The sequence below is a fragment of the Lysobacter hankyongensis genome, from assembly GCF_039543145.1.
Taxonomy (GTDB): Bacteria; Pseudomonadota; Gammaproteobacteria; order Xanthomonadales; family Xanthomonadaceae; genus Lysobacter_I; species Lysobacter_I hankyongensis.
In genome coordinates, this window is record NZ_BAABJE010000005.1 from 209,220 (window position 1) to 225,874 (window position 16,655).

Consider the following 16,655-nt stretch of genomic DNA (forward strand, 5'->3'; position numbering starts at 1 on the left):
AGATGTGCCGGATATGGTTGCGCGGCTTCGACATGGCCTGTGTTTGATACCCCCGCGCCGTCGCGGTCGTCAAGTGCCCGCGTGCCCGGAGGACCCGTGTCCGGCACGGGCCCTGCCGCGCCGCGGTTGTCCCGATCGCCGATGCCGCTGCCCGGCACCCTGCGGCAGCGGCGCCGGTCAGTAGGGATTCGACGGCGCGAACGGTGCGGTCGCGTTGCGGCCGTCCACGCTCAGCACGATGCCGACGCCGTTGTGCTGGCCGGAGACGAAATCGTAGAAACGGCCGGCATCCACGCGCGTGCGCTGGAGATTGCGGTAAATCAGCGGCTGGCCCGGCACGACCTGCGTGCGCACGGTGTCCGCGCGCTCCGCGATCACGTAGACCGCGCCGCCGAGATTGCTGTCGACCGTGCCCACGCCGTTGCGATCGATGAACAGCGAGGTCTCTTCGTCGATGGCGAGCGCCGTGATCGACGGCGCGATGCCGTCCTGGCGCAGCCGCGCCATGAACGCCAGGGTGCGGCCCATGCGGTCGCGCGCGGCGAAATGGCTGTCGGTGACGATGCCGTCCATGATCGGGAAGCGCAGGAAATCGGTGCTCAACATCATGCCCGGGCCGTACGGGTCGGCCAGCGCTTCGGCGCTGGTGATCCCGGCGATGCCGTCGGGGTCGTAGACGAATTCGCCCATCACCGCCAGCCCCGCGGAGGTGCCGCCGATCACCGCGCCGCGCGCATGCGCGAAATGCAGGGCGTCTTCCACGCGCGTGCCCTGCCAGGCGTTGACGTAGGTCGACTGGTCGCCGCCGGCGATGAAGATCAGTTCGGCCTTGCGGATCGCGTTGTCGACGTAATCGCTGTTGGCCTTGTCGCGGCTGTCGACCAGCATCGTCTCGACCGAATCGGGCTTCAACGGACCGGTCACCAGGGTGTAGAGGTAATCGTTGTAGCCGTCCCTGCCCGAGGTGCGCAGGATGACGATGTCGCCGCCGTTGGCGACCGGATACGCGCGCTGCGCGAAACCCGCGTCCACTTCGGTGCCGCCGCCCATCAGCAGCAGCGCCGGGCCGCCGAGCGGTTGTCGCGCCGAATCCGCGGCGTTGCCGGTCAACCAGACCCGCGGTTTGACCTGTTTGGCCGCCGCTGCGGTGTGCGGTATCGCCAGCGCGCACAGCGCGAGCATGAGTGCGAACAACGTCGTCGTCTGGCGCATCGATATGTCCTTGCGAAGGGAGGGGTCTTCCGTGGCTGGGGTCATCTGGCCGGGGTCATCCGGTCAACCAGCGGATCATGCGGTCGATCTTGCCCCGATACGGCGGCTTGATGAGATCGGTCGCGGTGAAGCGGGCCTGCCACAGCACCGGCATCGCCTTGGTGAACGCATCGAAGCCGGCGCGGCCGTGGTACTGGCCCATGCCGCTGGGGCCGATGCCGCCGAACGGCAGATTGGTCGCCGCGAAATGCAGCAGGGTGTCGTTGACGGTCACGCCGCCGGCGATCAGCCGCGACAGGATCGTTTCCACCGTCCGCTTGTCGTGGCTGAAGGGATACATCGCCAGCGGCCGGTCGTGGCGCTCGACATAGGCCAGCGCATCGTCGAGATGCGCGTAGCCGAGGATCGGCAGGATCGGCCCGAAGATCTCGTCCTGCATCACCGTCGCGTCGTCGCCGGGTTCCAGGATCAGGGTCGGCGGCAGCAGGCGTTCGGCTTCGGCGCGGGCATCGTCGACGCTCGCCAGTTCGATCACCTCGAGTCCGCGCGCGCGCGCATCGTCGATGTAGCCGCGCAGCCGGCGGTACTGGCCCGCGTTGATCACGCGGGTGTAGTGGTCGGCGTCGCGCATGTCCGCGCCGTAGCGCGCCTGCACCTGCGCGCGCAGCGCGGTCACCAGCGCATCGCGGCGCGCGGCGTCGATCAGCACGTAGTCGGGCGCGATGCAGGTCTGGCCGCCGTTGAACCACTTGCCGGTGGCCAGCCGCGCCGCGGCCTGTTCGATCGGGAAGTCCGCAGCCACGATCGCCGGCGATTTGCCGCCGAGTTCGAGCGTGAGCGGCGTCAGGTTCGGCGCCGCCGCCGCCATCACCTTGCGGCCGACCGCGGTGGAGCCGGTGAACACCAGATGGTCGAACGGCAGGCCGGAGAACGCGGCGCCCAGTTCGGCCCCGCCCAGCGCCACCGCCACGCGGTTCGACGGAAACACGTCGTCGAGCAGCGCCTGCAGCCATGCGCTGGTGCGCGGCGTGTGTTCGGACGGCTTCAGGAACACGTGGTTGCCGGCGGCGATGGCGGTCGCCAGCGGGACCAACGCCAGATTCACCGGGTAATTCCACGGCGCCATCACCCCGACCACGCCCACCGCCTCGCGCCGCACCTGCGCGCGCGCCGGCCACAACTGCCAGCCCACGCCGGCGCGCTTCGGCCGTATCCAGCCGCGCAGATGCCCGCGCAGATGGTCGATCTCGGCGAGCACGGTCATGCCGTCCGACAACAGGGTTTCGTGCTCGGAACGGTGGCCGAAATCCGCGCGCACCGCCGCTTCCATTTCGCCCATCCGCGCCTTGAAGGCGGCCTTCAACCGGGCCAGATCCGCCATCCGCTGTGCGTAGTCCGGTTTCTGCGCCCGCCACGCCGCGCGCAGGCGCTCCAGCGTCGGCAGCAGATCGGCGACCGCGGTCGCGGGCACGGCGTCGTCGCCCGGTTCCGGCGCACCCGGGTCTTGCCCGGAGGCTGTTGCGGCGGTGATGGCCGCGTTGGCGGCGATGACGGCCGCATTCGCGGCGGTGACGGCGGCGGTGGTGGAGGTGGTCATGGGTGGAGTGTAGCCCTTGCCACGACGGGGCGCCCCGGCGTTTCCGCATCCCGGCCATCCTGTCATTTCTGACGGTTGCGACCCGTCCGATTCGACAGGACGATCGGGACAGCCGGGTCGATGGCGCGAGCCGCCCGCCCGCCCGGTCGCGAGCGCGTCCGGCCCACGGCCGGCGCCTAGGGGGCTCGCGGACCGCGAGGCACGGGAATCCCCCAAACTTCTGCGGTCGGCAATCGCAAAGGGTCAAGTTTTCGTCGCCGCCCCTGTCGACATACGCAAGGGGAGCTGGGCATGACGACAGGCAGCACAGGCGGCGACGACACGACCGCTTCGCGACATCTCTACAGCATCGAATACGATGCCGACGACGGCACCCTCACGCCCCTCCAGGGTCAGCCGATCATCGATCTCTACCGTTCGCTCGCCATCGGCGGGATCGTCGCGTTCGTCGGTTCGGGAACGAGCTATCTGCTGGGTTACGAAAGTTGGGATGCGCTCGCCGAAAACATTCTGAAAGTGGCTTATGGCGGCGATGAAGAGGGCAGGTCGGTGTCGCGCTCGATTGCGGCCTCGAATAAACCCGCGCATCGCTCCAGTGACGAAGACGCGTCCTCATCGAAGTTGGACGTTGCCTTGAAGAAGGTCAGGGACAAGCAGACGCCTGCCGAAGGTCCCGGGAAGCTCGACAAGTACGATCGACTGGCGCTCGCGACCGAAAAAATTAGGCAGGCTCAGGCCTATAGAGGCGTCGAAGACGACGGGAAGGCAAAACAGTTCTACGAAGGAAAACTTCGGGAAAAGTACAGGGAATCCTTCGAGTTCAGGCTCCCGAGGACAAGAGCGGAGGCGGATGGAATCCTCAAAAAAATGGGGAGAAGCGCGCTGTTCGCTCGGGATGCGAAAGCGCTGCAAGGCGCTCTTGGCAAAAGCAAATTCATGCCGGTGGACTACAGCGGAGGGTTGCAGCTGATCGCGACGCTCGCGAAGATGAAAAATAATGAGTCGCGCGCTTCAAGTAAAAAGCCATTGAAGGAAAAAGAGCTTCTGCAAAGCCCGCATCCTTCAATCGATGTCCTCGGCGTGCTCCGGAGAAACTGGAAAATTTCGCGCTACGCCACGCTCAACTACGATCATGAAATCGAGCGCATGCTGGAACGTGCGGATTTTCCGTTCTACAGCATTACGCCGGACTCCGAAAAAAACAGGGATCGCCGAGAGGATCCGGCCGATCAGGACAGCGCCGGGGATCCGGTCATGACTGCGCGGTCGCGTCTCGGCGAAAAAGCACGAAGCGTCGATCTTGATCGCAGGAATGTCGCCGAATTCATGCTCTTTTCCGCCGGTTCTCCCGCGGGCGTTTCGCAAGTGTTGCATCTGCATGGCTCCGTTCGCGATCCGGGAAACATGATCGTCACGGACATCGATTACAACCGCAGATACTTCGCGAACAATATCTGGACCGACCTGCTCGAAGACAGCCAGGAATTGCTTTACCGCGGCAATGCGATCGTCTTCGTTGGCGTCGGGATGACCGAGGACGTTCTGTTCCGTGCGATGCGAATCCTGTCGCAGGCGCCGGATCGCGACATGAGGCCGGTGTACGCGTTCATGCAGACCAATGGGCAGGCCAAGGATACGGCGGACGCGATCAAACTGTTCCAGCGATACGGTATCCGCACGATCTTCTATGGGACACGATTGATCGCGAAGGATGAGCCGGAGGCCGGCGGATTCAACAACCATCCGCTGGTCAAAGACGCGATGGCTGCGATCGGGATCGGAAATTCGCTTTCCCTGCAGGAGGTCGCCCAGAAGCTTAACCCTCTTTCCGTGGAACTCGAGTTTCTCGAGGAACTCAGAAATTCGCTCGGAAATTACATCCGAGGCATCGAAGAGCATGCGAGCTCGAAAAAAATGCGTGCTGGAAGGCCGATTCCGAACAACCGGGAATTTTCGCAATTCTTCGAAATGTTGTGCGTGAAACTCAATGCGATCTGTGCGGTCGATTCTTCGGGTGGCGGGTCCGCAGATTCCGGGACGAAGAAAAAAAGCCATACGGCGAAGAAAAAATTCGACCCGACATCCGGGGATTTTCAGGTAGAGAGGCTTCCAAGGATTCTGCTTACACCATGGCACAATACGATATTCAAGATCGTCTGGCGCGTACTTTCCGACAGGAGTCTTGAAAATTTCAGGCGCGACATGGTCGTCCTCGAAGCTCTGAGAGAGGTCATCGGCAGCCTTTACTCCGCGGTTCACTCCCGTGCGCTGAGAGACGCGTTGCAGGCCATCTCGGCAGAATCGATAGAATGGCGGAAGCGCTGGAAAGCCACGCCAGGAAGCGAGTACGGCGCAATCGAAGGCAGACACCACTTCAGACACCCGGACCAAGCAAGGATTCGTGGCGGAGTGTGCGGGCACAATGTCTCGTTGCCTCACAGAGAAGAAGATTCCAATCGCGAAATCCTGAAGGCGATTCTGGCCGATGAGTCGGGCGAATCGGCGAGGCATGGAGCTGCGAGCGCGCTGAGGCGCGGCAAGATCGTCGTCGCCAGATCGAGGAACGGTGCCGGCAAGGGAATACTCGCGACGCGACTCGCGAACGAGCAGGATCTATTGCCTGGGACACGGCGACTCGTGGTTTCGTTTGGCCAGTCGTGCGGGCGCGACCCGGTATACGACCTGATCGTGAGTCAATTGGATTCGGTGACAAGCAGCGATCAAGGCGGGTGTCTGGAAGTGGTGATTTCGAAAGCCGACATCATCCTGACGGCCAGCGAAAGACGTCCGAAACTCGCGGAATGGGAAGCTGTGATCTCGAAGCTCGTAACCCACGAGAGGACGAAGGTGCTGTTGCTGTGCGAGGGAAACGAGGCCAGAGACTACTTCCGCCACCTGGCGCAGAACGAGCGTCTGGAAGAGCTTTGGCCGGAGCCGCCGGTGATTTTCCAGGAGGACTCGGAGAACGACGAGCCGCATGTCGTCGCCATCAAAAGGATATCGAAGCATTGCAAGTCCGTATGGCTCGCTTCATTCCTGTCGGCGGTTTACGCCGAAATCGTCATTGAAGAATCGGATCAGGTGCCCTTGGTTGTCAAAAAAAGCAGCTTCGATGAAATTCTGAGGCGTATCGAGCACGCGATGGATGTGACTCAGGATCCTAGGCAACGCGTGCCGGCCGTGATCAATGTCGCCATGGCCAACATCGAGCACTATGTCGTTAGCCACCGTGGTTATGAAGATCGTATCGTCAAGGTCATTTCCCACGCGATCCTGAAGCATCTGTTTGCGTTTGGAGGACCGGTCGAACGTGCGGTCTTTTCCGTTTGTCCTTCTCTGGTCGAAATCAAGAAGCAGTACGGAATATCTTCAAGGAATTTCGATCGCCGAATCCACGAATCGATCTCGTGGCTGCGCAAACTCGACATGATCACGGAGCTGTCCCAGTGCTACCGCCGGGTTCCGGACGACGGTGGGGATGAGGTCTTGCGCTACGGTCTGCATGGACATGTCCGCAACTGGCTATCGACGAAAAAAGGACTGCCATTCTCGGTCGTGGTCGGCCGCGAGCAAACCGCGATCACGGTCGTTCCGATCATCGACGAAGAGGTGGTTCCGCTGGACCGCGAGGATTACCAGTTCATCTGGGACACGGTCGACGGCCTGCTGCACCTGAAGCGTCCTGACAGCGCTCCGCCCGAACAGATCCGTGCGGCCTTCATGTTGCTCCGCGGTTCGATGCGGGTCGGCACGGTATTGCGCTCCCCGCATGGGGATGAGCCCAAACATCCCGCGATGAGGACGCCGCTGGAGGAGTATCTGTGTCGTCTTCTCTTGATCCGCCATGCGGCGCTTGAGAGTGCGTCATCGCGGTCGTCCGAGATTCCACCGTTGTTCGAGCGCGAATGGGTCTGGTTGTTCAACGAAATGGGCGTGGTCAAGCTTCTGCAGGGTCACATTCACGATGCCACCGCATTGTTCGAGCAGGCGATCGAATTCGAGACTCTGCGGCTGAAGCGCCGAGACGGGTTCGAGGCGTTCATCTATGCCGATACGCCTTATCCCGAATTTTCGATCACCAAACTTCGCATCATGATGAATCTCGCTCTGGCCGAAATCGAACATGGTGCCTTCGATCGCGCCAGGCGGATTCTTTCCAGCGAAAAGCGCGATCTCGAGCGGCTGTCAGCCCTCTTCCTGGCCAAGGGTCGCGGGCCCGTTCAAGGCGTCGGCCTCTCGCAGCCAGGCGATGATAGGAAGCTTCTGCATCGAGAAATCAGGATTCTGCTGCTGGTGCAAGGCTTGATCGATGCGCGTCTGAAATTCCTCTCCGGCGGTACCGGCGAGGCGATGCAATGGCTGGACGACACCGGAAGAGACATCGTCGGCGAAGGCGTGCACGGATTGACATCGCTGTACTACCTCGTGCGTGCGGATATCGACAAGCGCCGCGGCAACCATGACATGGCGGCACAGTGTTTTGCCCTGGCGCGTACCGAAGCGGAGGCTTCGGGTCGCAGCGATCTGGTCTTCAGCGTGCTGCTGGGCGAGGCCGAGTGCCACATGGCGCGTCGGCAGGCGCGCGGAGCGCCGGGTCTGCAGCAGCAGTTGACGAAGATCCGCAAGATCAAGCATGAAGCGCGGCGGATGGGGATGAGCCGGGTGGCGGTGACCGCGAGCATGATCCGCGCCCGCCTGTATCTCAGCTTCGGCGAGTACCGTTCCGCACGCCAGGACCTCATGACTGCGTTGACCCTGTCGACGGCGAATGGATTGAACATCAAGCGGGTTTCGGCATTGATCGACATGGCGGCGCTGATCGGTTCGCTGGACGCGGAACTCCGCGACGAGGCCAAGGACATCGCCGAGGCGGCCCGGTTCGAAGCCGAGCGCATGGGATACAAGCTGGCTGCGGCACGCGCGAAAGACCTGGAGCTGGTACTGCGCGAGCAGGGCTCGATCGAGGAATGGGTGCTCCGACAGGATCGCGAGGCCTCGGGCATGCAGGGAGATGCCGACTGACGACCGCACATCGCCTATCATCGCCCCATGACAGACATCCACCCCCTGCTCCGCCCCTATCGCCACCATCTGCCGACGCTCGGCGAGCGCGTCTACATCGACCCCGCGGCCACCGTCATCGGCGACGTGGTGCTGGGCGACGACGTGTCGGTGTGGCCGTCGACGGTGATCCGCGGCGACGTGAATTTCATCCGCATCGGTGCGCGCACCAATCTGCAGGACGGCACCGTGGTGCATGTGAGCCACGACGGGCCGCACGCCAAGCTCGGCGGGTTCGCGACCCGCATCGGCAACGACGTGACCATCGGCCACAAGGCGATCATCCATGCCTGCACGCTGGAGGATGCGGTGCTGATCGGGATGGGTGCGGTGGTGCTCGACGGGGCGGTGGTGCGCAAGCACGGGTTCGTCGGCGCCGGCGCGCTGATCCCGCCGGGCAAGGTCGTCGGCGAAGGCGAGATGTGGCTCGGCAACCCGGGCAGGTTCGCGCGCCAGCTGAAGGATGCCGAGATCGAGGCGCTGTACTACTCGGCGCAGCATTACGTGCGTTTGAAGGACGAATACCTCAACGGTTTCGCGCCGGGCTGAGCGTTCTGTCTGAAATTGCTTACGGCCGCGTCGCGATCTCCAGCAGCGACAGCAGATCGATGGCGCCCTCGCGCGAATCGCCGCACATGTCGGTGGCCGGCTGGAGGCTGGCGCAGAACGCGGGCCGTTCCGGATGGCCGAACAACCGGCAGCGCAGGTCGTCGTCCAGTTGCACGCAGGGCATGCCCGCGGGCTTGCCGTGCGGCATGCCGGGAATGGGCGAGGCGATCGAGGGGGCGATGCAGCAGGCGCCGCAGCCGGGTCGGCAGTCCATCGGGGTTCCTGGCAGCGTCGGAAGGGGCGAATCCGTGTGCGGTCACTGTAAAGTAGGCCCCGAGAAACGACGACAGACGGGTATCCGGGCGGAGAGGATGGCGGAGACGGACGAGGCGATACCGGCACGATGGACCCGCGGGCGCGCGCCCGCGGATGGGACCATGCTTCGATGACGGCACGGACCGGGTCGCTCGACACCGTCCGTGAGGTCTACACGCCCGAAGGCGTGGCCTTGCGTCTGCCGGCGGCCGGCCCCGTGCCGCGGGCGATGGCCTGGCTGATCGACACCGCCGTGCGCTGGGCCATCCTGCTGGTGGTCAGCATCCTGGTGCGGGTGATGGGCGAGGCCGGCTACGGGCTGTATCTGATCGCCTACTTCCTGGTGTTCTGGGGCTATCCGATCCTGTGCGAGGTGCTGTTCGACGGCCAGACACCGGGAAAGCGCGCGCTGGAATTGCGGGTGATCGCCGACGACGGCGCGCCGGTGGGCTGGCTCGGCTCGATCGTGCGCAATCTGCTGCGCACCGTGGACTTCCTGCCGGTCGGTTACGGCGTGGGCCTGGTCGCGAGCTATGCCGACCCGTGGGGCCGGCGTCTCGGCGACATGGTCGGCAAGACCATGGTCATCCACGCGCCGCGCGATCGCCAGACGCTGCGGCCGCCGGCGGAAGGCGCGCACGCGCCTTTGCAGCCGCTGCAGCCGCAGGAGCAGGCGGCGGTGATCGCGTTCTCCGAGCGCGCGGCGACCCTGACCCAGGAACGCCGCGAGGAGTTGGCCGGGATCGCCGCGCCGGTGGTCGGCATTGGCGGCGCGCTGGGCGTGCTGCGGCTGCAGGCCGTCGCCAATTGGCTGCTGGGGCGTCGATGAACACGGACTCCCTCAAGCAGGCGGTGCTGAAACAGGAAACCTTCGTCCTCCGCCATCAGGACGAATGGACCGAATTCGAAGCCTGGCTGGTCGCCCGCGGCGACAGCCCGCGCGACGCCCGCCGGCAGCAGGCCCGGTGGCAGGGCCTGCGCGACGAGGACATGCCGGCGCGCTATCGCCGTTTGTGCCAGCAGCTCGCGCTGGCCCGCAGCCGCGGTTACAGCCCGCAGGTGGTGGAACGCCTGCAGAGCCTCACCCAGCGCGCGCACGCGGTGTTCTATCGCGCGCCGCCGCCGCAGTGGCGGCGTGCGCTGGCGTTCTTCCTCGCGGATTTCCCGCGCCTCGTGCGCGCGCAGCGCGGCTGCCTGTGGGCGGCGGCGCTGCTGTTCGTGGTGCCGCTGGTGGGTGCGTTCGTGGCGGTGCAGATGTCGCCGGAGCTGGTCTACACGGTGTACGAGCCGGGCCAGCTCGCCGAATATGAGCAGATGTACGACCCCGCCGCGCCCGAGCGCAAGCTCGGCCGCGACAGCGGCAGCGACCTGATGATGTTCGGCTTCTACATCATGAACAACATCAGCATCGGCCTGCGCACCTTCGCCAGCGGCCTGCTCGCCGGGGTCGGCAGCATGGTGGTGCTGTTCACCAACGGACTGATGATCGGCGGGATCGCCGGCCATCTGCAGAGCGTGGGCCATGGCGACCCGTTCTGGCGCTTCGTCGCCGGACATTCCGCGCCGGAGTTGACCGCGATCGTGCTGTCCGGCGCCGCCGGCATGCAGATGGGCCTCGCGCTGATCGCGCCGGGTCGCCGTCGTCGCGTCGATGCCTTGATCGAAGCCGGCAAGGTCGGCGCGAAGCTGTGCCTCGGGGTGTTCGCGATGCTGCTGTTCGCGGCCTTCGTGGAAGCGTTCTGGTCGTCGATCGGCTGGATGCCGGCGGTCGTGAAGTACGCCGTCGGCGGTCTGCTGTGGACGCTGACCCTCGGCTGGCTGGCGCTCGGTGGGCGAGGCGGATCCGCTCACGCGGCACTGCCGCGTGATCCGCTGAGCGCCCGACCAGGGATGGTCGGGCCGGACGATCCGCAGCCCACGCCGTCGCGCCAAGGATGGCATCGTGATGGCGACGCGGCACCGCCGCGCGATGTCGAAGTCGCACCGTCGCGGGACGCGGCATGAAACTCGACACCCTCACCGTCGAACTGCGCCCGCGCTCCTCGTGGGAAGCGATGGAACTGGGCACCGCGCTGGTGCGCCGGCATGCGGGCGCGATCTGGCTCCCGTGGCTGATCGTCACCGGCCTCGCGTTCGCGCTGCTGAATCTCGCGGCCTGGGCCATCGGCCATCTCTGGCTGGCGTGGCTGCTGATGTGGTGGCTGCGTCCGCTGTTCGACCGCATTCCGATGTACGTGCTGTCGCGCGCGGTGTTCGGCACCGTGCCGCGGGTGGCCGACACCCTGCGCGCGCAGCTGCGCTGGGGCTGGAAGCCGATGCTCGGCCATCTCACCTGGCGCCGCTTCAGTCCGATGCGTGCGGCGATGCTGCCGGTGGATCTGCTCGAAGGCGCCGAGCCCGCGCGTCTGGCCGAACGGCGTCGCGTGATCGGCGGCGGCGTGGGCGGTCCCGCGGTGCTGCTCACGGTGGCCTGCCTGCATTTCCTGCTGGCGCTGAGCGTCTCCCTGGTGATGCTGGTGACGCTGTTCATCCCCAACGAACTGCTGCTCGAAGTCGGCCGCGAAGCCTGGGCGGCGCTGGAGTCCGGCCCGCCGGTGTGGGCGCTGATCGCGCTCAATGCGGTGGACTGGCTGGCGGTCGCCTTCATCGAGCCGTTCTACGTCGGCGCGGGCTTCGGCCTGTATCTCAATCGCCGCACCCAGCTCGAAGCCTGGGATCTGGAGATCGCGTTCCGGCGCATGCGCCGGCGGCTGGAAGCGCTGGGCAGCACGACGTTCGCGTCGATGTTCGCGTTCGCATTGCTCGCGTTCGCGCTGTCCTTGCCCGCGGCGCGGCCTGCGCAGGCCTGTCCCGGCGGCGACTGCATGCGATCGTCGGAGGTGCCGGCCCCGCTCGCGCTGCAGCAGGCGGAGACCGAAGGCACGAACAAGCCTGATCAGGACGCCGCCGACGCGCGCGCGGCCGCTCGCGCCGCTGCCGCCGCCGCCGCGGACGACGAGGTCGCGCCCGAAGGCCAGGATGTCCGCACCCGCACCCTGCAGGAGATCTTCGGCGAGGACACCGTCGCCCACGGCGATTTCGAGAAGGCGGTGGCCGAGGCCTACAAGGACCCGCTGCTGCGCCCGAAGCAGCAGACCACCACCTGGGAGCGTCGCGATCGCGACGAGAAGAAGCCCGAGCAAGAGGACGATCCCGACCTCGACCTCTCCGCGCTGAAATGGATCTCGGGCGTGGTCGGTTTCATCGTCGAAAACGTGCTGTGGCTGCTGCTGGCCGCGCTGGTGCTGGCGCTGGCGCTCACCGCGAAACGCTGGTGGCCGTGGCTCGCCGGTATCGCCGCCGATCCGGAGCCGGAACCCGAGCCGGTGGAGATGATGCATCTCGCGCATGCCGAACCGCTGCCGCCGGACATCGCCACGGTCGCGCGCCGGCTGTGGGCCGAAGGCCAGCCGCGCCGCGCGCTGGCCCTGCTCTATCGCGCCAGCGTCGAAGCGATGACCGCGCGGATCGATGCGCATCCGCCGCCGGGCGCGACCGAGGCCGATTGCCTGCGTCTGTCGCGGCGCCTGCCCGAGGCCGAAGATCGCGAGGCGTTCCAGCGCGTGGTCCGGGTGTGGCAATACGCCGCGTACGGGCAGCGCCTGCCCGACGCCGGCGATTTCGAAACGTTGGTGCAGACGCTGGCGCAGCGCTTCCGGTGGGCCGCATGAACCGCACCGCCGTCGTCCGCACGACCCTGCTCGCGCTGCTGGGCGCGGGACTCGTCGCGCTGTTCGTCTGGTGGTGGCTGCGCACCTTCGAGCGCGTGACCGACACCATCGATCTGCCGCCGCGCGGCGAAGCGGCGTACAACCCGCTCTACCCGCTCAAGCTCGCCCTCGCCAAATCCGGGCGCAAGGTCGATGCGCGCCAGCGCCTGGACCTGCCCGATCACCCGCTGAAGCCCGCGGACACCGTGCTGATGCTGGGCGACCCGCGCACGCTGTCGATCCCGGAAGTCGATGGCCTGCTCGCCTGGGTCGACGGCGGCGGCCATCTGATCGTGCGCACGCCGCCGCCGGGCTCCACCCTCGGCGGCGAGGACGTGTCGTTGCTGAGCGAACTGGGCATCGTCGCCATGGATGCCGACCCGGTCTGCCAGGGCCTGCAGGTGGCGAAGCTGGAGCACCACATCGAATTCTGCGATGGACGCCGGTTCTACTTCCACGACGAAGACGCCGAAGTCGCCGCGACCTGGGGCGACGACGAGGCCGCCGAATACGCCTACGCCCGCGTGATCCACGGCGACGGCACGGTCGACGTGATCGCGGACCTCGACTTCCTGCAGGCCGACAAGCTCGAAGACGCCCAGCACGCCGCGCTCGCGCGCCAACTGTTGCAGCCGAACTGGGCCGATGGCGGCACCTTCCATCTGATCTACAGCGCCAACATGCCGTCGCTGTGGGACCTGGTGTGGCAGTACGGCTGGCGCGCGATCGTGCCGGCGCTGCTCGCGCTGCTGCTGTGGCTATGGATGCGCGCCGAGCGCCTGGGCCCGCTGCGTCCCGCCGCGCCGCCGGACCGCCGTTCGCTGCTCGAACACGTCCAGGCCAGCGGCGATCACCTCTACCGCTACGGCCGCGGCGGCGTGCTGTACGCCGCGGTCCACGACGCCTTCCTCCGTCGCCTGCGTCAGCGCGACCCCTACGCCGCGGCACTCGAAGGCCCGGCGCAGATCGACGCCATCGCCCGGCGCACCGGCCTGTCCACCGTCGATGTCGACGCCGCCCTGCGCTACCCGCGCCCCGGCGACGCCAAGGACTTCGTGCTCCGTATCGCCAAACTTCTGCAACTGAGAACCCGACTATGACGACCCATGCCGCCACCGAAACCGCGGCCCTGCCGCAGCCGATCGTCGGCGAAGCCCTGGTGGCCCGCGCCGCCGCCGTGCGCGACGAAGTCGCCAAGGCCTTCATCGGCCAGGACGACGTGCTCGACCAGATCCTGATCGTGCTGCTCGCCGGCGGCCACGTGCTGATCGAAGGCGTGCCCGGCCTGGGCAAGACCCTGCTGGTGCGCGCGCTGGGCCAAGCGCTGGGCTGCGGCTACGGCCGCGTGCAGTTCACGCCCGACCTCATGCCCAGCGACGTCTGTGGCCACGCGGTCTATGACCCCAAGACCGAACGCTTCGCGATCCGCCGCGGCCCGATCTTCACCAACCTGCTGCTGGCCGACGAGATCAACCGCGCGCCGGCCAAGACCCAGTCCGCGCTGCTCGAAGCGATGCAGGAACAGCAGGTCACCATCGAAGGCACCAGCCATCCGCTGCCGGCGCCGTTCATGACCCTGGCCACGCAGAATCCGGTGGAACAGGAAGGCACCTATCCGCTGCCCGAAGCGCAGCTCGACCGGTTCCTGCTGAAGGTGCTGATCGACTATCCGTCGCACGCCGACGAAGTCGGCATGGTCACCGCGGTCAGCAGCGGCCGCGCCGCCGCGCATTTCGATCTGTCGCAGGTGCGCGCCGTGCTCAGCGCCGAGGACATCGTCGCGATGCAGCTCGGCACCGGCCTGGTCACGGTCGATGCGGCGGTGATCGACTACGCCGTGCGCATCGTCTCCGCCACCCGCAAATGGCCGGGCATCGCGCTGGGCGCAGGCCCGCGCGGCAGCCTCGCGCTGGTCCGCGCCGCGCGCGCGCAGGCGGTCCTGGCCGGCCGCGATTTCGTCACCCCCGACGATATCCGCAGCATCGCCAAGCCGGCGCTGCGCCACCGCATCGCGCTGTCGCCGGAAATGCAGATCGAAGGCCAGACGCCCGACCAGGTGCTGGACGCGCTGCTCGCCAAGGTCGAAGCGCCGCGGCAGTGAGCGCGCCCGTCGCCACCGCGAAACCGCCGCCGGTGCAGCCGAAGGCCGCCGCCGCGCCCGCGCCCGCGACCGTGCGCGTCGTGCGCGCCTGGCCGCGTCCGGCGCCGGGCTTCGTGTGGGCCTGCGTGGCCTGGGCCGCGCTCGGCCTCGCCGTGCACGTGCGCCTGCTGCCGGCGAGCGTCTGGCTGATCGCGCTCGCGGGGCTGGTCGCGCTCGCGCTGTTCGATCTGTGGCGGCTGCGCGTCGCGCCCACGCCCGAGGTCGCGCGCAGCCTGCCGGAAGCCTGGCCGATCGGCGTCGAGCGCGATGTCGAACTGCGGATCGAACACTACGGCCGTCGCCAGCGGGTGGTGGTCCACGACCTGCATCCCGGCGACTGGGACCTCACCGACCGCACGATTCCCGACCTGCCGCGCACGATCGTGCTCGCCGCCGACAGCGTCGCCACCCTGCGCTATCGCCTGCGCCCGTCGGTGCGCGGCAACTTCCGCTTCGAAGGCACGCAGCTGCGGCTGTCGTCGCCGCTGCGCCTGTGGCGGCAGTCGCGGATCGTCGGCGCGCCGCAGCAGGTGCGCGTGTTCCCGAATTTCGCGCCGCTCGCGGGCTTCGCGCTGTTCAGCGCCGAACAGGCTTCGCGGCTGGTCGGCGCGCACATCAAGCGCCGCCGCGGCGAAGGCACCGACTTCCACCAGATGCGCGAGTATCGCGTCGGCGACAGCATGCGCCAGATCGACTGGAAGGCGACGGCGCGCGCGCGCAAGCTCATCTCGCGCGAATACCAGGACGAAAAGAACCAGCAACTGCTGATGGTCGTCGACACCGGCCGGCGCATGCTCGCGCACGAAGGCGGGCTGTCGCACTTCGACCGCGCGCTCGACGCCACGCTGGTGGTCTCGTACATCGCGCTCAAGCGCGGCGACGCCGTCGGCCTGTTCACCGCCGGCGGCGAACAGCGCTGGGTCGCGCCGCAGCGCGGCATGGCCGCGATCGACACCCTGCTGCGCGCCAGCTACGACCTGCAGCCGGTGCCGGTCGCCACCGACTATCTCGCCGCCTCCACCGAACTCGCGCTGCGCCAGCGTCGCCGCGCGCTGGTGATGCTGGTCACCAACCTGCGCGACGAAGACATCGAGGACGTGCTCGGCGCCGTGCGCCTGCTGCAGCGCCGCCATCTCGTGGTCGTCGCCAGCCTGCGCGAACGCGATCTCGACGAAGCGCTCGACCAGCGCGTCGACGACGTGCGCAGCGCCGTCCGCGCCGCCGCCGCCGCCCGCTACATCGCCCAGCGCGCCGCCGCCCACGATCTGCTGCGCAACCACCGCGTCACCGTGCTCGACGTGACCTGCGAACAGCTCCCCGCCGCGCTGGTGGAGCAGTATCTGTCGATCAAGCGCAGCGGGTTGCTCTGACGGCGGCGCGGGCCACCTCATCGGGTACGCCATCGACGGAAAGATTTTCCTGCAGGCGCGCCGGCTTTCAACAGCCGAATGGCTGGTCAAGGCGCGACGAACCCTCGTGGAGCACCCATGCACTGGCTCAAGAAACTCCTGACCCACAAATCCGCCGAACCCACCGCCGAACGCGTCGACGATCCGACACCGCCGGATATCGCCCTCTACCGGCTGATTCCGCCGTGCTCCTCCGACGCCATCGGGCGCTGGGCCAAGGGCTTTCCGGACTATCCGGAGATCGTCGGTTATTCGCTGCTCGGGCACTTCTTCCTGCGCGATCCGGCGACGCAGGATTACATCGTGCTGCATCCGTTCCAGTGGGCGGCGAAGTCCTACGGCAGCCACGCGTCGGTCGAAGCCTTCGAGCGCGATGTGCTGCGGGAGCCGGGCTTCGCCATGTACGTGCTGCGTGCGGACCATGTCGCCGCCATCCAGCGGCGGCTGGACGTGCCGGGCGACGACGCGATCTACATTCCCGAGCCGTATCCGTTTCTCGGCGGCAGCGAAGCGCCCGAGACCTACGCCATCGGCAACGTGTGGGCGTTCATGGAGATCGTCGCGCAGATGGGCGGGCTGGAAGACTGATCCCGCCTCGCCGCCGGTACGCGCGCCGCGGCGGG

The 16,655-nt window shown here is 66.9% G+C and carries 12 protein-coding genes; 9 read left to right on the forward strand and 3 right to left on the reverse strand.

Translation table 11 applies throughout. The annotated features are described in order from the left end of the window. Positions 1-177 precede the first annotated feature (177 nt). Both ABD974_RS06885 and ABD974_RS06890 read right to left on the reverse strand, forming a co-directional pair. Entirely contained in the window at positions 178-1,212 is a 1,035-nt protein-coding gene (locus ABD974_RS06885) for a cyanophycinase (protein ID WP_345302567.1), read from the reverse strand. A gap of 55 nt (positions 1,213-1,267) precedes the next feature. After that, positions 1,268-2,809 (reverse strand): coniferyl aldehyde dehydrogenase, encoded by a 1,542-nt coding sequence (locus ABD974_RS06890; RefSeq protein WP_345302568.1) that lies wholly within the window; start codon positions 2,807-2,809, stop codon positions 1,268-1,270. 291 nt (positions 2,810-3,100) lie between these two features. Between ABD974_RS06890 and ABD974_RS06895 the strand changes: the two genes are divergently transcribed. Together ABD974_RS06895 and ABD974_RS06900 are read left to right on the forward strand one after the other, a co-directional pair. Next, the gene (locus ABD974_RS06895; RefSeq protein ID WP_345302569.1) at positions 3,101-7,831 is read left to right on the forward strand and encodes an SIR2 family protein; all 4,731 of its coding nucleotides are present in this window, start codon (positions 3,101-3,103) and stop codon (positions 7,829-7,831) included. A 27-nt stretch (positions 7,832-7,858) separates the two neighbouring features. Beyond that, complete coding sequence (locus ABD974_RS06900) at positions 7,859-8,419, forward strand: gamma carbonic anhydrase family protein (protein ID WP_345302570.1); 561 nt, start codon at positions 7,859-7,861, stop codon at positions 8,417-8,419. Positions 8,420-8,438: 19 nt separating this feature from the next. Here the strand turns inward: ABD974_RS06900 and ABD974_RS06905 are convergent, their stop codons facing one another. Further along, positions 8,439-8,693: a YkgJ family cysteine cluster protein gene (locus ABD974_RS06905; protein ID WP_345302571.1), complete on the reverse strand. Its 255-nt coding sequence runs from the start codon at positions 8,691-8,693 to the stop codon at positions 8,439-8,441. Between the two features lie 171 nt (positions 8,694-8,864). Between ABD974_RS06905 and ABD974_RS06910 the strand changes: the two genes are divergently transcribed. From ABD974_RS06910 to ABD974_RS06940, 7 genes are all read left to right on the forward strand, one after another. Then, the gene (locus ABD974_RS06910; protein ID WP_345302572.1) at positions 8,865-9,563 is read left to right on the forward strand and encodes an RDD family protein; all 699 of its coding nucleotides are present in this window, start codon (positions 8,865-8,867) and stop codon (positions 9,561-9,563) included. Positions 9,564-9,589: 26 nt separating this feature from the next. Further along, on the forward strand, positions 9,590-10,738 hold the full coding sequence (locus ABD974_RS06915; protein ID WP_425562646.1) for a stage II sporulation protein M: 1,149 nt from the start codon (positions 9,590-9,592) through the stop codon (positions 10,736-10,738). Next, entirely contained in the window at positions 10,735-12,444 is a 1,710-nt protein-coding gene (locus tag ABD974_RS06920) for a DUF4129 domain-containing protein (RefSeq protein ID WP_345302573.1), read from the forward strand. The genes ABD974_RS06915 and ABD974_RS06920 overlap by 4 nt, the downstream gene beginning before the upstream one ends. Then, the gene (locus ABD974_RS06925) at positions 12,441-13,583 is read left to right on the forward strand and encodes a DUF4350 domain-containing protein (protein WP_345302574.1); all 1,143 of its coding nucleotides are present in this window, start codon (positions 12,441-12,443) and stop codon (positions 13,581-13,583) included. The genes ABD974_RS06920 and ABD974_RS06925 overlap by 4 nt, the downstream gene beginning before the upstream one ends. Beyond that, positions 13,580-14,584, forward strand: a complete 1,005-nt coding sequence (locus ABD974_RS06930; RefSeq protein WP_345302575.1) for an AAA family ATPase — start codon at positions 13,580-13,582, stop codon at positions 14,582-14,584. Before ABD974_RS06925 ends, ABD974_RS06930 begins: the two co-directional genes overlap by 4 nt. 80 nt (positions 14,585-14,664) lie before the next feature. After that, on the forward strand, positions 14,665-15,993 hold the full coding sequence (locus ABD974_RS06935; RefSeq protein ID WP_345302790.1) for a DUF58 domain-containing protein: 1,329 nt from the start codon (positions 14,665-14,667) through the stop codon (positions 15,991-15,993). A 117-nt stretch (positions 15,994-16,110) separates the two neighbouring features. Continuing rightward, positions 16,111-16,620, forward strand: coding sequence for a DUF1851 domain-containing protein (locus tag ABD974_RS06940; protein WP_345302576.1), 510 nt, complete (start codon positions 16,111-16,113; stop codon positions 16,618-16,620). Positions 16,621-16,655 lie beyond the last annotated feature (35 nt).

Excerpts from the sequence above, each read along its gene's own strand:
- ABD974_RS06940 (WP_345302576.1), top strand. The coding sequence starts at position 16,111 with ATGCACTGGCTCAAGAAACTCCTGACCCACAAATCCGCCGAACCCACC.
- ABD974_RS06895 (WP_345302569.1), top strand. The coding sequence starts at position 3,101 with ATGACGACAGGCAGCACAGGCGGCGACGACACGACCGCTTCGCGACAT.
- ABD974_RS06890 (WP_345302568.1), bottom strand. The coding sequence starts at position 2,809 with ATGACCACCTCCACCACCGCCGCCGTCACCGCCGCGAATGCGGCCGTC.
- ABD974_RS06900 (WP_345302570.1), top strand. The coding sequence starts at position 7,859 with ATGACAGACATCCACCCCCTGCTCCGCCCCTATCGCCACCATCTGCCG.
- ABD974_RS06910 (WP_345302572.1), top strand. The coding sequence starts at position 8,865 with ATGACGGCACGGACCGGGTCGCTCGACACCGTCCGTGAGGTCTACACG.
- ABD974_RS06925 (WP_345302574.1), top strand. The coding sequence starts at position 12,441 with ATGAACCGCACCGCCGTCGTCCGCACGACCCTGCTCGCGCTGCTGGGC.
- ABD974_RS06920 (WP_345302573.1), top strand. The coding sequence starts at position 10,735 with ATGAAACTCGACACCCTCACCGTCGAACTGCGCCCGCGCTCCTCGTGG.
- ABD974_RS06885 (WP_345302567.1), bottom strand. The coding sequence starts at position 1,212 with ATGCGCCAGACGACGACGTTGTTCGCACTCATGCTCGCGCTGTGCGCG.
- ABD974_RS06930 (WP_345302575.1), top strand. The coding sequence starts at position 13,580 with ATGACGACCCATGCCGCCACCGAAACCGCGGCCCTGCCGCAGCCGATC.
- ABD974_RS06905 (WP_345302571.1), bottom strand. The coding sequence starts at position 8,693 with ATGGACTGCCGACCCGGCTGCGGCGCCTGCTGCATCGCCCCCTCGATC.